Annotated in this window: 15 protein-coding genes and 1 pseudogene; 8 read left to right on the top strand and 8 right to left on the bottom strand. The window is 69.8% G+C overall.

Annotation, left to right across the window (positions count from 1 at the left end):
• Both CH341_RS19605 and CH341_RS19600 read left to right on the top strand, forming a co-directional pair.
• Window positions 1-652 (top strand): helix-turn-helix transcriptional regulator (locus CH341_RS19605; protein ID WP_111420672.1); only part of this gene is annotated, 652 nt, incomplete at its 5' end.
• Between the two features lie 133 nt (window positions 653-785).
• The gene (locus CH341_RS19600) at window positions 786-1,592 is read left to right on the top strand and encodes a PAS and helix-turn-helix domain-containing protein (RefSeq protein WP_111420671.1); all 807 of its coding nucleotides are present in this window, start codon (window positions 786-788) and stop codon (window positions 1,590-1,592) included.
• Window positions 1,593-1,613: 21 nt separating this feature from the next.
• On the opposite strand, the gene rpe is transcribed toward CH341_RS19600, so the two are convergent.
• Window positions 1,614-2,300, bottom strand: a complete 687-nt coding sequence (gene rpe / locus CH341_RS19595) for a ribulose-phosphate 3-epimerase (protein ID WP_111420670.1) — start codon at window positions 2,298-2,300, stop codon at window positions 1,614-1,616.
• A gap of 280 nt (window positions 2,301-2,580) precedes the next feature.
• Between rpe and CH341_RS19590 the strand changes: the two genes are divergently transcribed.
• Window positions 2,581-3,144: an EF-hand domain-containing protein gene (locus CH341_RS19590; protein ID WP_111420669.1), complete on the top strand. Its 564-nt coding sequence runs from the start codon at window positions 2,581-2,583 to the stop codon at window positions 3,142-3,144.
• A gap of 110 nt (window positions 3,145-3,254) precedes the next feature.
• Here the strand turns inward: CH341_RS19590 and CH341_RS19585 are convergent, their stop codons facing one another.
• Window positions 3,255-4,388: a polysaccharide deacetylase family protein gene (locus CH341_RS19585; protein ID WP_111420668.1), complete on the bottom strand. Its 1,134-nt coding sequence runs from the start codon at window positions 4,386-4,388 to the stop codon at window positions 3,255-3,257.
• A 224-nt stretch (window positions 4,389-4,612) separates the two neighbouring features.
• Between CH341_RS19585 and CH341_RS19580 the strand changes: the two genes are divergently transcribed.
• Entirely contained in the window at window positions 4,613-5,416 is an 804-nt protein-coding gene (locus CH341_RS19580) for an enoyl-CoA hydratase-related protein (protein WP_111420667.1), read from the top strand.
• Here the strand turns inward: CH341_RS19580 and CH341_RS19575 are convergent.
• On the bottom strand, window positions 5,404-6,417 hold the full coding sequence (locus CH341_RS19575) for a P1 family peptidase (RefSeq protein WP_111420666.1): 1,014 nt from the start codon (window positions 6,415-6,417) through the stop codon (window positions 5,404-5,406). The two genes, CH341_RS19580 and CH341_RS19575, sit on opposite strands and share 13 nt — an antisense overlap.
• 291 nt (window positions 6,418-6,708) lie before the next feature.
• On the opposite strand from CH341_RS19575, the gene CH341_RS19570 reads away from it, so the two are divergent.
• The 4 genes and pseudogenes from CH341_RS19570 to CH341_RS19555 all read left to right on the top strand — a co-directional run bounded on the left by CH341_RS19570 (window position 6,709) and on the right by CH341_RS19555 (window position 9,661).
• Window positions 6,709-7,452 carry a cytochrome c biogenesis CcdA family protein gene (locus CH341_RS19570; RefSeq protein ID WP_111420665.1) on the top strand — a complete coding sequence of 248 codons (744 nt, stop codon included), beginning with the start codon at window positions 6,709-6,711 and terminating at the stop codon, window positions 7,450-7,452.
• 1,004 nt (window positions 7,453-8,456) lie between these two features.
• Window positions 8,457-8,597, top strand: a pseudogene (gene pufB, locus CH341_RS36465) (light-harvesting antenna LH1, beta subunit); the annotation flags it as partial.
• Window positions 8,598-8,621: 24 nt separating this feature from the next.
• On the top strand, window positions 8,622-8,801 hold the full coding sequence (gene pufA / locus CH341_RS19560) for a light-harvesting antenna LH1, alpha subunit (protein ID WP_111420664.1): 180 nt from the start codon (window positions 8,622-8,624) through the stop codon (window positions 8,799-8,801).
• A gap of 455 nt (window positions 8,802-9,256) precedes the next feature.
• Window positions 9,257-9,661 (top strand): four-helix bundle copper-binding protein, encoded by a 405-nt coding sequence (locus CH341_RS19555; RefSeq protein ID WP_111420663.1) that lies wholly within the window; start codon window positions 9,257-9,259, stop codon window positions 9,659-9,661.
• Between the two features lie 121 nt (window positions 9,662-9,782).
• Here the strand turns inward: CH341_RS19555 and CH341_RS19550 are convergent, their stop codons facing one another.
• The 5 genes from CH341_RS19550 to CH341_RS19530 form a co-directional block, all read right to left on the bottom strand.
• Window positions 9,783-10,940 carry a branched-chain amino acid ABC transporter substrate-binding protein gene (locus tag CH341_RS19550; RefSeq protein ID WP_111420662.1) on the bottom strand — a complete coding sequence of 386 codons (1,158 nt, stop codon included), beginning with the start codon at window positions 10,938-10,940 and terminating at the stop codon, window positions 9,783-9,785.
• Window positions 10,941-11,109: 169 nt separating this feature from the next.
• Window positions 11,110-11,439, bottom strand: coding sequence for a DUF6867 family protein (locus tag CH341_RS19545; RefSeq protein ID WP_111420661.1), 330 nt, complete (start codon window positions 11,437-11,439; stop codon window positions 11,110-11,112).
• Between the two features lie 150 nt (window positions 11,440-11,589).
• The gene (locus tag CH341_RS19540) at window positions 11,590-12,282 is read right to left on the bottom strand and encodes an ABC transporter ATP-binding protein (RefSeq protein ID WP_245431149.1); all 693 of its coding nucleotides are present in this window, start codon (window positions 12,280-12,282) and stop codon (window positions 11,590-11,592) included.
• Window positions 12,283-12,371: 89 nt separating this feature from the next.
• A complete protein-coding gene (locus CH341_RS19535) occupies window positions 12,372-13,277 on the bottom strand; it encodes an ABC transporter ATP-binding protein (RefSeq protein WP_111420659.1) in 906 nt (301 codons plus the stop codon).
• On the bottom strand, window positions 13,277-13,795 hold a 519-nt coding region (locus tag CH341_RS19530; protein WP_425376196.1), incomplete at its 5' end, for an ABC transporter permease subunit. The genes CH341_RS19530 and CH341_RS19535, both read right to left, overlap by 1 nt.

Here is a 13,795-nt window from a genome sequence, read left to right as displayed (position 1 = left end):
CCGCGGCCTCGCGCTGCCGAACGACGGCATCGGCTCTGATTTCTTCGCCCATTGCACGCCCGACCAGGCGAGCGGCGTCGCCGCCGTGATCGGCGGGCGCTGCGACGTGTTCACCGCGGTCGCGTCCTGCGGCGCGCCCGACACGAGCGCGCCGATGCTGACGCTGGCGCTGCCGTTGTCCACGGCGCGTCCGCGCCGCGTCGCGGTTCTGCGCATCGAGCTCGCTGCGCTGCTGCCGGCCGAGCTGGCCGGCCGACCGCTGCGGGCCAGCCACGATCCGACGGCGCTGCCGTCCGACACGCGCGCCGCCATCGTCGAGGCGGTGGAGCAGGCGATCGCCCGCATGCTGCAGGGCGGCCCGCTGGGCCGGCCCGACGCCGTCGACGAGACCGCGGCTCATGCGGTCGGCGAGGCGCCCGACGTGACGGCCGGCCTTCCCAGGCGGCAGCGCCAGGTGCTCGCCCTGCTCGGCGAAGGCATGAGCAACGCCCAGATCGCCGGGGCGCTCGGCATCTCGATGAATACGGCCAAGCTGCACGTCTCCGCCGTGCTGCGCCGGCTCGGTCTCGGCAATCGCATGCAGGCCGTGGCGCTCGGCGCCCGGCTGTCGCACGACCGCGGCGAGCTGGTCCCGGCCTTCGGAGCAGAATGATGTACGCCTCTGCGTTAGTTCATTGACAATGCGCTTCGTCAATCTCAGTTTACAGTACGACGACACTGCGGAAGTGTGACGCTGCCCCGGAAGTGTGACGCTGCCCCGGACACTGGTTCGCGGGGGACCGGCAATGCAGACCGCCCTGGCACGCTTCGAGACGTTGCGCTCGCTCGCGACCAACGTCACCGTGCTCGATCCGGACGGCACCATCGTCCAGACCAATGCGACCTGGCGCGATCCCAGCCCGGCCAACGGCGCGACGCTGCCGGACGGCGGCCGCGGTCTCAATTATCTCTCGCTCTGCCCGCCGGACCGCGCCCGCCAGCTCGAGGCGCTGATCGAGGGGCATTGCGACCTCGTCACCAGCGTCTATCCGTGCCAGTCGTCACGCGACACCCGGTGGATGCTCCTGGTGGCGACGCCGCTCGCCGAGGCGCGGCCGTGCGGCGTCACGCTGCTGCATTTCAACCTGTCGGGGCTGCTGCCGCTCGACCCCGGGCGCGACGGCCTGCGGGCCCTGCACTCGCCCGACGCGGTGCCGGCGCCGACCCTCGCCGCCATCGTCCACACCATCGAGGAGACGATCGCCCGGTCGATGGGCGCGGCGGCGGCCGTGCCGGCCGGAGCGGCGATCGGCAACGGGAACGGTAACGGGAACGGCCGCGGCCATGGGAATGGCGACGCTCACGGCGAGCGGCGGTCCGACGAGCCGGGTGGCTCCGAGCCGGTGTCGATCGTCGATCAGCTTCCCAAGCGCCAGCGGCAGGTCTTCGGGCTGTTGGGGGAGGGCCGCAGCAACGGCGAGATCGCCCAGGCGCTGGGCATCTCGGCCAACACCGCGAAGCTCCACGTCGCCGCCGTGCTGCGCCGGCTCGGTCTCGACAACCGCATGCAGGCCGTGGCGCTGGCGGCGCGCGTCACCGGGCACCTGAACTGAGCCGGGCCGCGGAACGGCCGGTCAGACGATCTCGCCGCGCGCCGCCGCCGCGGCGTGCCGGATCGCCGCGATGTTGGCCGCGTAGGCCTCCGGCGTGCGGCCCTTGAACACGGCCGAGCCGGCCACCAGCACATCGGCGCCCGCCGTCGCGATGCGGCCGGCATTGTCGGGCGTCACGCCGCCGTCGATCTCGATGTCGATCGGCCGGTCGCCCGCCAGGGCGCGCAGCCGCCGGATTTTCTCCAATGCGGACGGGATGAAGGCCTGTCCCGCGAACCCGGGATTGACCGACATCACCAGGATCAGGTCGACGTCGTCGATCAGGTGCTCGATCGTGCTCTCCGGGGTGCCGGGATTGAGCGTCACGCCGGCCTTCTTGCCGAGCCGCCGGATCTCCTGCAGCGAGCGATGCACGTGCGGGCCCGCCTCGACATGCACCGTGATCAGGTCGGCGCCGGCCTTGGCGAAGGCCTCCAGATAGGGGTCGCAGGGCGAGATCATCAGATGCACGTCGAACGGCTTTTCGGTGTGCGGCCGCAGCGCCTTCACGATGTCGGGCCCGATCGTGATGTTGGGCACGAAATGGCCGTCCATGACGTCGACATGGATCCAGTCGGCGCCGGCGGCGTCGATGGCGCGCACCTCCTCGCCGAGACGGGCGAAGTCGGCCGACAGGATGGACGGGGAGATTTTCAGGGGACGGAGCATGGGACACGCCGAGTGAAGGGACCGGCCGGTTTGTGGCCCAGATCGGCCCGGTGCTCAAGGCATCGGCGCCCGATCGGCGGCGTTGCGCACCGGTCGCCGCAGCGGCGCGAGCCCGGCCGGGGCGCCGCGAGCCGACCCGGCAGATCGTGCCGGGGAGCGGCCGGACGGGCACGTCTTGCCGGTTTGGTAACTCTTTTGGCCTTTGAAAAATCAGAGAAAATCGTTCGGCACGGCTCTTGCTGATCAACCGTCAGCACGACACCAACGAACGAGCCACGCCATGATGTTTCTCGCGGGTTCGGCCACCTCGGCCCTCGATCTTCTGAACTCCCTGAAGGATCTGGCCTTCCCGGGATCGAAATCGAACTCCGGCTCCTCGGCCAAGTTCGGCGTCGACGACACGGCCGGCAAGTCGACGTCGTCCTCCTCCTCGTCCGACAAGAGCTCCGGCTCGGTCACGGCCGACACCATGAGGGCGCTGCTCGCGTTGCAGGCCAAGAACGGCGGCGCCGGCGAGCTGAACTCCCAGATCTTCTCGCGCCTCGACCGCGACGGCAGCGGACGCATCAGCAAGACCGAGTTCGACGACGTGATCGCCGGGCTGGGCGGCAACACGTCCGACCACAGCCGCAGCACGTCGCTGTTCGATGCGCTGGACGGCGACGACGACGGCGAGGTGAGCGAGTCCGAGTTCAGCGCCGCCTTCAAGCGGGAGGAGGGCACGTCCATGGCCGGCATCCGGCCGGACGCCAGCGCCCAGGATCTGTTCCAGCGGCTGCTGCAGCAGCAGACGCAGATGATCACCAACTCGCCGACCGGCCAGGCGTTTGCGCGCTATTTCTAATTCGCGACGCGAACACGGGACCGGTCCGGACGGACCTCGGCGGTCACGCCCCTAAAACGAAGAAGCCCCGCCGTGGCGGGGCTTCTTGCGTATCGAGAGGTCCGAAGAGCTCACTCGACGGTGCGCACCACGCTCGAGGTCGGGCGGCCGGAACCGGCGGTGGGGAGCTTCTCGTTCTTGGCGATCATGGCGTCGTATTGCGGCATCGACTGCAGCCCGCGCGCCGCCACCATGTGGACGACCTTGTAGCCGCCCTTCTTGAGCTCGGCGAGCAGCATCGGCGTCGCCAGCGAGGTGCCGTGCTGGAAGTCGTGCATCAGGATGATGCCCTTGCCGTGCTTCTTCAGCTTGTCCATCACGCGCGCGACGATCTGGTCGGGCTTGCGGATCTTGAAGTCGAACGAGTCGAGGTCGGTCGAGAAGATCGCGATGTTGCGGTCGCCCAGATAGGCGACGGCCTCGGCCGGGTGCTTGAGCTGCGGGAAGCGGAAGAACGGCGCGATCGGCTGGCCGATGGCCGCCTTCACGGCGCTGATGCCCTTCTCGATCTCTTCCTTCTGCTCGTCCGGCGACTTCTTCGACAGATCGACATGCGACCAGGTGTGCGAGCCGACCGAATGGCCGCCGTCGAAGACCTGCTTGAGGATGTCCGGATAGTAGGTCGCGTGCTTGCCGATGGAGAAGAACACGGCCTTCACGCATTCCTGCTCGAGGGCGCGCAGCACCGCCGGCGTGTTGCCGAGCCAGGGGCCGTCGTCGAAGGTCAGCACCACCTCGCCGGGCTTGAGGAAGTCGTGCTGCTTGAAGTGCTCGAAGCCGAAGCCCGGGCCGCCCGAGGTGTCGATCTCGACGACGCGGGCGACTCCCAGCGCGTCCGGATTGTTGCAGGCCGGGCCCTTCACATAGGCCGGCCCGGAGAGCGGCGGCCCGACCGGGGTCGAGGCTGCGGGCGGCGCGGCGGCCGGGGTCGCGGCGGGCGCGGCCTGCGGCGCCGCGGTGCGCGGCATTCCGCCCGCCTGGGCGACCACGATGGGCGCGTCGCCGCCTTGTGCGACGGCCCGCACGACCGGGCGAGGCTCGGCCGAGGCGGTCGTCACAGGGGCGGGTGCGGCCGCCTGGGGCGCTGCGGCAGGCTGAGAGGCGGCTGGAGCCGGCCACTGCAAGCCCTTCTGAGCGAAGACGATTCCGATCGATCCGGCGACCGCCACAACGACGAGACCGGCAGCCACTGTACGTGCGCGCATGGCCTGTTCCCTCTAGCTCGCTCGCCGATTGCGGGATCGGAATAGACGCGTTCCGTCGCAGCGCGACTCAGTCGGTCGAGAGCCACCTCTGGTTCAATTTATCCGAACTTGTTTACCGAAATCACTCCATACGGGCCAAAACGGGGCGTCCCGCGCGAGTTTTCGCGGTGTTGCGCGGGATCTGCAACACTCCGGTCCAGCGACAACCGTCGGAAGAGGTGAGCATGGCGGAGTATCACGACATCAGCCTGGACGTCCGGGACGGCGTCGCCCGGATCACCATCGCCCGGCCCGACAAGTACAACGCCTTCCGGGCCGCGACCTGCGAGGAGCTGATCGACGCGTTCACGACGGCCGGCTGGGACCGGACGGTCGGCGTGATCGTGCTCACCGGGGCGGGCGACAAGGCCTTCTGCACCGGCGGGGACCAGTCGTCCCACGAGGGCGGCTACGGCGGCCGCGGCACCATCGGGCTGCCGCTCGAGGAGCTGCACACCGTCATCCGCGACGTGCCCAAGCCGGTGATCGCCCGCGTCAACGGCTTCGCGATCGGCGGCGGCAACGTGCTGGTGACCTGCTGCGATCTGGCGATCGCCTCGGACCGCGCCGTGTTCGGCCAGGTCGGCCCGAAGGTCGGCTCGGTCGACCCGGGCTTCGGCACCGCCTATCTGGCCCGCGTGGTGGGAGAGAAGAAGGCCCGCGAGATCTGGTTCCTGTGCCGGCGCTACACGGCCGAGCAGGCGCTCGCCATGGGCCTGGTCAATGCGGTGGTGCCGCACCAGGAGCTCGACGCCGAGGTGGCGCGCTGGTGCGCCGAGATCCTCGACCTGAGCCCGACCGCGCTCGCGCTGGCCAAGCGCGCCTTCAACGCCGACTCCGACTCGATCCGCGGCATCTCGGCGCTCGGCATGCAGGCCGTGAGCCTGTTCTACGAGACCGACGAGGCCAAGGAGGGCGTCGCCGCCTTCCGCGCGAAGCGCAAGCCGCGGTTCCGCCCGCCGCCTTCGGACCGGGGTCAGGACGGGTAGCGGTCCTTGTAGGCGGGCAGCGCGCCGGAGAAGGGCAGGGCCGTCGCCTCGTAGACGCCGCGGGCGATGGCGCGGGCGACCACGTTGGCGGCGGCGGTGCCGAGCCGCGCGAGGCCCGTCACGGCATCGCCGAGGATGCGCCGGCCGGTCGCGGCGGCGAACACGATGTCGCCGTCGAGCGGCGTGTGGATCGGATAGAGCGACCGCGCCATGCCGTCCTGCGCCATGGTGGCGAGCCGCATCGCATGGGTCCGGCCGAGCGCCGCGTCGGTGACGACCAGGACCAGCGTCGTGCTGGTGCGCTGGACGCCCTTCATCATGGTCTTCAGCCCGTCGGCCGGCATCTTCGAGGGGAAGCCCATGCCGCCGAACTCGCCGTCCTGCTCGTAGGGACCGGCCCAGAAGAACGGCCCGTCGCCGACCGTGGCGCTGCCGACCGCGTTGACGGCGGCGATCGCCGCCACCGTGATGCCGTCCTCGGTGACGGCCGAGGCGGAGCCGAGCCCGCCCTTCAGGTTCACCGTGGTGGCGCCGAGCCCGGCGCCGACGCTGCCGAGCGCGAAGTCCTCGGTGCCGGAGGCCGCGGCCTGGGCGGCGGCCCAGCCGAGATCCCGATAGGGCGGGTACTGGCCCCACGCCTTGTCGCCGCCGTTGAGCAGGTCGAACAGGGCTGCGCCCGGCACGATCGGCACCCGGATGTCGCGGATCGCGAAGCCGCGGCCCTGGTCGCGCAGATAGGCCTGGGCGCCGGCGCAGGCGTCGAGGCCGAAGGCGGAGCCGCCCGACAGCACGATGGCGTCGATCTTCTCGACGGTGCGGCCGGCGTCCAGCAGGTCGGTCTCGCGGGTGCCCGGTCCGCCGCCGCGCACGTCGCAGGCGGCGATCACGGGCTCGTCGAACAGGATGCAGGTGGTGCCGGAGGCGAGGCGGGGATCCTCGGCGTGGCCGACCTTAAGGCCGGGCACGTCGGTGAGCAGGTTGCGGCGAGGCGTCGTGGTCATGGTCTCGAATCCGGACTGGAAGAGCCGTCGCGGCGCGGAGAGCGGGCCAGCGCGGCACGCTCGGGCGAGATCGGCAGGCCGCAGCCGGGAACAAAGACGACGGATCGGTTCCGGGGCATGGCACGACCGTGTTCGAACACCTCGAAACGATACGGATTCGGCTGCACGGTCAACCGCGCTGCAAAACTCGTGCGGCGTGGCGCCGGGCCGCGTCGCATGGCGGATCGTCCGGGCGGCGCCTCGCGGGTGCGCCCGCTTGCCAGGGCGGCCCGCCCGGCGCATCTAGGCGCCATGACGGACGTCTCCTTTCTGTGGGCCCTGGTCGCCGGCGTGGTCAGCTTCCTGTCGCCCTGCGTTCTGCCGCTGGTGCCGCCGTATCTGGTCTATCTGGCCGGCGCGTCGATCGAACGGGTCGCCGGGGCCGGCGTGCCGGGGGCCGCACCCCCGCGCGACCGGCGCGGCACCGTGCTGGCCGCGCTGCTGTTCGTCGCCGGCTTCTCCACCGTGTTCGTCGCCCTCGGCGCCAGCGCCAGCGTGATCGGGGCGCTGCTGCGGGCCTATTCGGCCGAGCTGTCGATCGTCGCCGGCCTGGTGATCATCGCCATGGGCCTGCATTTCCTCGGCCTCACCCGGGTCTCGGCGCTGATGCGCGAGAAGCGGATGGAGATGCCGCGGCCGGTGGGCCTGTGGGGGGCCTACGTGATGGGGCTCGCCTTCGCGTTCGGCTGGACCCCGTGCATCGGGCCGATCCTGGCGACCATCCTGGCGGTGGCCGGCACCAAGGAGACGGTGCTCAAGGGCGCCGCCCTGCTGGCCGTGTACTCGGCCGGCCTCGGCCTGCCGTTCCTGGCCGCCGCCTTCGCGGTGGAGCCCTTCGCGGCCTTCCTGGCGCGGTTCAAGCGGCACCTGGGCTGGGTCGAGAAGGGGATGGGCGCGCTCCTGGTCCTCACCGGGCTCGCCTTCCTGTTCGGCCTCGTCAACCAAGTGAGCTTCCTGCTGCTCGAGTGGTTTCCGGTGCTCGGCACGATCGGCTGATCTCCAGCGGCCGGCCCGAGATCCGGCCCGAGTCCGAGGCCCGAGTCCCCGGCCCGCAAAGTCCCCGGCGCGCAGAGTCGTTGTGCATCGCCGCACGACGCTGTCTCGCCGGCGCGACATGCCGGACGCCGCCCGACTCGTCCCGCCGCCCTCTCCGTTAGCCGTTCCGGATAGGTGAGGTGCCGTCTCCCGCACGACCGCTGCGGGCGATCTCCCTGCGTCTGCAAGGCCTCCTGCGGCGCATTACTCCGATGCGGCACGTCTCTCCGTCGATAATGCGAAGGGGCATGCGCAGTAGTCGTGGAAAATTACGTATTGGTCCTCGTTGACACCCCTAGATGTAAAGGTAGCATTACACTTGATTGTTAAGAGAAAAAGACGAGGCGGCCAGACGGCAGGACTGAAGCGACCGACGTCCGAGGGTTCGACCGATATCTCCTCCAGTGCGGAAGACATCGCTACGCGGGTCGACCGGCTGCATTCATATCTCACGGTTGTTTTCTCGGCCATCGAGCGTGCCGGCACAGCGCCGGCGACAGCCTGACAAGGGCTACGGACCTGCGCCAGCGCGGGTTCGGATCGCGCGCCGATGTTGGGGTCGCGCGACGGGCGCGGATCGTGACTGCGGACCGGTCCCATGACCGGGGCATTCGCGGACACGGGGCGCGACGGGTCCGTCGCCGGCCGGCCGAACGCGGCTGGTGTCATGGCGTGTGTCCGGGAGCGGCGCGCGCAGCGTACGGCAGGCCGGGAGACCGGTCGTCGATAGCGGGATTTCGATGAAGGACAACAAGTTCAACGAGGACGTCGTCGGTTGGGCAAAGCCGTTCGCGCGCTGGCTCAACGATGTCGACTGGCGCGCCACCTGGCGCACGTTCTCGATCCAGTATTCCCCCGATGCCATCGGGCGGAATGTCGGTCGTGGCGATCACCGTCACGACAAAACCCGGCATGCGGGGCGTTTGCAGCGACGACCCGCGGCTACCTCAATGGAGGGTATACAGATGGCTGAACCAAATCGGAGCCTGTCCGGCCTGACCGAGGAGGAGGCGCTCGAGTTCCACGCCCAGTTCAAGACCACCTTCACGGCCTTCATGGTGATCTGCGTCCTCGCCCACGTTCTCGTGTGGGCCTGGAAGCCCTGGTACTGAGCGAGAGGGGATTAGGCTATGTCGAACCCGCAAGACGACTACAAGATCTGGCTGGTCCTCAATCCGTCGACCTGGCTGCCGGTGATCTGGATCGCCGCGCTCGTCGTCGCGATCGCGATCCACGCTTTCGTGCTGAACAACCCGCGGTACAACTACATGGACATCAAGACCGCGGCCGAGAAGGTGCAGACGAAGTAAGTCTGCACGACTTCGGCGCTTCTCCTCTTTTCGAGGAGCGTGCGCAGGCGGGTGGCAAAGGTTCTCGGATCTTTTCCGCTCGTATCGTCGGGAGGGCTTTTTGCCGTCGCGACGAGGTGGCGCGTGGCATCCGTGCCCACGCGTCAGCCCTGCGCCGCCGATCCGGCTCCGGCCGGGTCACGCGGAGGCGTCGGCTGATTGGTGGGGATGCGAGTACTGCGTTTTGAACACGGGTGCCGAAGTTCGCTTCGGCACCCGTTTTTATTCGGGCATCGGGTCGCCCGGCTCCTTCGCTGCGGCCGTCACCGGCCGGCGAACGGCGGGTCCGGTGACGCGTCGCGGCGAGCCGCCGGGGCGGACAGCCCGGCGAAGCTCGGGGCGAACCAGGGCCGCCGTCGCGGGTTGGTGAACGGGGGGCCACGCCGCCTCGCGGCACAGACTCCGGAGCCCGTCCAATGCTCGCCAGCGACATGATCCGAAGCCATCCCGACATCCGCGGCAACGCCAACGATGCGCTGATCCGCTGCATCGAGGCCTGCTACGCTTGCGCCCAGGCCTGCACGTCCTGCGCCGACGCGTGCCTGGGCGAGCAGATGGTGGACCAGCTCCGCCAATGCATCCGGCTCGACCTCGACTGTGCCGACGTCTGCCTGGCGACCGGCGCGCTGGCGAGCCGTCGCACCGGCGGCAACGAGGTCGTGCTGTCCGCCATGCTGGGCGCCTGCGCGCTCGCCTGCAGCCAGTGCGCCGCCGAGTGCGAGCGCCACGCCGGCCATCACGAGCACTGCCGCGTCTGCGCCGAGGCCTGCCGCGCCTGCGAGCAGGCCTGCAACGACGCGGTCCGCACCGTGGCGCATTGATCCTGGCGCCGAGCGGCGGGCCGCACGCATCGACGCGCCCTCCGAACGGCACGCGGCAAGAAAAAACCCGCCGGGGACGGCCCCGGCGGGTCGAATTCGTGTCCGGCCTCGGTGGTCGCGGCTACTCGGCCTCGAAATAGGACAGCTTGCCGTCCGGGCCCTTCTTCCAGACATAGAGCACGTAGCGGTCCTTCTTCTTGCCGTCGACCAGGTAGCCGTCGTTGGAGACGTCGCCCTTCTTGTCGAGCGACAGGGTGCCCAGCACGGTGTCGAACGGCTTGCCGCTGCTGATCACGGCGGCGACCTTCTTGGGGTCGGTCGACTTGGCTTCCTCGATCGCCGCCTTGATGATCTGCACGCCGGCGTAGCTGTACAGCGTGTAGGCCTGCGGCTCGAACCCGCGCTTGCGGAAGACTTCGACGATCTCCTTGTTCTTCGGGTTGGTGCGCGGATCGGGCGAGAAGGTCATCAGGGTGCCTTCGGCGCCGGGACCGGCGATCGAGGCGAACTCGTCGTCGGCCATGCCGTCGCCGCCCATCATCGGCGCCTTGACGCCCTGGTCGCGCATCTGGCGCAGGATGATGCCGCCGGTGTCGTGCAGGCCGCCCCAGTAGACGAGGTCCGGGTTGGCCGCCTTGAGCTTGGAGACCAGCGCCGTGAAGTCCTTGTCGTCCTTGTTGACGCCCTCGTAGAGGACCTCCTTGACGCCCTTGGCGTTCATCGCCTTGCGGGTCTCGTCGGCGAGTCCCTGCCCGTAGGTGGTCTTGTCGTGCACCACGGCGACGCGCTTGCCCTTGAACCTCTCGGCGATGATGGCGCCGGCCATGCCGCCCTGCTGGTCGTCGCGGCCGCACACCCGGAACATGTTCCACATGCCGCGCTCGGTGATGCGCGGATTGGTGGCGGCCGGCGTGATCGCCAGCATGCCGTTGTCCTGGTAGACCTCGGACGCCGGCATGGTGACGCCGGAGTTGAAGTGGCCGACCACGAACTTCACCCCGTCGGCCGAGAACTTGTTGGCCACCGAGACGCCTTCCTTGGGGTCGCCGCGGTCGTCGCCGGCCGAGAGCTCGATCTTCTGCCCCATGATGCCGCCGGCCGCGTTGATGTCCTGGACGGCCTGCTCGACGCCCTGCTTGAGCTGCGCCCCGAAGGCCGCGCTGCCGCCCGTCATCGGGCCGCCGACGCCCATGCGGATCTGCGCCTGCGCGCTGCCCGCCGCCATCGCGAGACCGAGCGCGAGCCCGTATGCAAGGACCCGGGTCCTGCCGTGGATCATCGATCATCCTCCTGCAACGTCGTGGCGCGAGCGCGCCGTTCGGACCGGCACGATCCAGCATTTGAAGCGGAATCGACCCGGAATGTCATCCTCGATCCCGGCCGGGGCGGGGGCCGGCCCCGCGGCGCGGTGCCGCGCCGGCGGGCGCGACGCGGCGAAGCCGGGGTGCTCACGGACGGGGCGAGGGCCCGAGCAGAGCGCCGTACTGGCGCGCCATCTGGCGCTGCCGCGTGGTGCGGAATCCGGCGAGCGCGATGGCGATCAGGATCGCGGTGTCCACGGCATAGAAATAGGGCGACAGCAGCGTCCCCTCGAACAGCGCGAAATGCACGAAGCGCACGGCGAAGCCGAGGATCAGCATGTAGAGGACCACGGTCCACCACGGCCGCCAGGTCCGCGCGATGGCGCGGCCCGACAGCCAGGCGCCGGAGCCGCCGAGCAGCACCGTGACGAGAAGGAAGATCCCGAACGAGTCCTCCTGATAGAGCAGCCCCTGCATCTCCGTGCCTCGATCTCAGGGTTGGTCATTCGGGGGCGCGCGGAACGCGCGAACCCGGAATCCAGCCGAATATTCGGCGATCGTGGTTGGATTCCGGGTTCGCCGCTGCGCGGCGCCCCGGAATGACTGTGCGACGATCGCGACCACGTCTCAGGGCCCGGCGGCCGCGGCCTCGCGACGGCCGCCTTCGAGATAGGCGGCCCGCACCTCCGGCCGCTCCAGGAGCTCGCGGCCGCTGCCGCTCATGGTGACGGCGCCGTTGACCATCACATAGGCACGGTGGGCGAGCTTGAGGGCGTGGAAGGCGTTCTGCTCGACCAGGAACACGGTGAGGCCGCGCGAGCGGTTCAGCGCCCGGACGATGTCGAAGATCTGCTGCGCGATGAGGGGCGCGAGACCGAGCGAGGGCTCGTCGAGCAGAAGGAGCCGCGGCTTGCTCATCAGCGCGCGGGCGATCGCCAGCATCTGCTGCTCGCCGCCCGACAGCGTGCCGCCGCGCTGGCTCAGGCGCTCGGCGAGGCGCGGGAAGAAGGCGAGCACGCGGTCGAGCTCGGCCGGGTCGGCGTCGCGGCCGGCCGCCACCATGCCCATCTGTAGGTTCTCCAGCACGGTCATGCGGCCGAAGATGCGGCGGCCCTCCGGCGACTGGGCGATGCGCAGGCGGGCGATCTCGTGGGTCGGCAACTGGGTGATGTCGCGCCCGTCGAACACGACGCGGCCTTCGCGGGCGCGGGGATTGCCGCAGATCGTCATCATCAGGGTCGACTTGCCGGCCCCGTTGGCGCCGATCAGCGTGACGATCTCGCCCTCCTGCACGTCGAGATCGACGCCGCGCAGCGCCATGATGCTCCCGTAATACGTCTTCACGCGCCCCGACCCTCCCCCTCCAGGGGAGGGTGAACGACGGCGCTTCGTCACGTGTCGAAAGCCCCTCATAGCCCCACCTCCGCCTCGACCGCCTCGACCTCGTCGTCGGCGACGCCCAGATAGGCGGCGATGACCTTCGGGTCGTTGCGGATCTCCTCGGGCGTGCCGTCGGCGATCTTGACGCCGTAGTCGAGCACGATCACGTGGTCGGAGATCTCCATCACCACCGACATGTCGTGCTCGATCAGCAGCACCGAGGTGGCGTGGCGGTCGCGGATCGCCAGGATCAGCTCGTTGAGGGCGGCGCTCTCGCGCGGATTGAGGCCGGCGGCCGGCTCGTCGAGGCACAGCAGCACCGGGTCCGTGCACATCGAGCGGGCGATCTCGAGCCGCCGCTGCGCGCCGTAGGGCAGGGCGCCGGCCGGCTCGTCGGCGCGGTCGATCAGCCCGGTCAGCTCGAGCCAGTGCTTGGCCTTGTCGACCGCGGCCCGCTCGGCGCGCCGGTAGCTGGCGATGCCGAGCACGCCGAGCAGCGAGAAGCCGGAGGCGAGCATCAGCGGCGCGTGCTGGGCGACCAGCAGATTCTCCAGGACCGTCATGCCGGAGAACAGGCGGATGTTCTGGAACGTGCGCGCCACCTTGGCGTGGCGGGCGACCAGGTGGTCCGGCATGCGCTCCAGCAGGAAGAGGGCGCCGTTGTTCAGGATCAGGTGGCGGTCGCCGCGGCGGGTGAGGGCGTCGCGCTCCTCCCACAGGGCGGGCTCGCCGTGCACCACGCCGATGCGGCCCTCGGTCGGCTTGTAGAAGCCGGTGATGCAGTTGAACACGGTGGTCTTGCCGGCGCCGTTGGGGCCGATCAGCGCGGTGATGTCGCCGCGCCGCGCCGTGAAGCCGAGATCGTTGACGGCGACGAGCCCGCCGAACCGCATCGTCAGGTGCTCGACCTCGAGCAGAGCGGGAGCGCTCGGCATCAGCCGTGGCCCTCCTTGACGAGCGCGCCGGAGACGGCCTTGCGCTCCTTGAGGAACACGGACGGCGAGCGGGACGAGATCAGGCCGCGCGGCTTCCAGATCATGATCAGCACCATGGCGAAGCCGAACAGCAGCATGCGGTACTGGGTCGGGTCGAACTCGCGCCCGAACACGTTCTTGAGGAAGTCCAATTCGCGCAAGAGCTCGGTGCCGCCGATCATGGCGACGGCCGCGACGGCGACGCCGATCTGGCTGCCCATGCCGCCCAGCACGACGATCGCCAGGATGGTCGCCGACTCCATGAAGGTGAAGGATTCGGGGGAGATGAAGCCCTGCCGGGCGGCGAAGAAGGAGCCGGCGAAGCCGCCGAACATGGCGCCGATCGCGAAGGCGGTGAGCTTGGTGGTGGTCGTGTCGATGCCGAGCGAGCGACAGGCGATCTCGTCCTCGCGCAGCGCCTCCCAGGCGCGGCCGATCGGCAGGCGGCGCAACCGCACCGTCACGAAGGCGGTCAGCAG

The sequence above is a fragment of the Rhodoplanes roseus genome, from assembly GCF_003258865.1.
GTDB classification, from domain to species: Bacteria; Pseudomonadota; Alphaproteobacteria; order Rhizobiales; family Xanthobacteraceae; genus Rhodoplanes; species Rhodoplanes roseus.
Note: the sequence above shows the minus strand (reverse complement) of the source record. Positions and strands in the feature narration are given on the sequence as shown.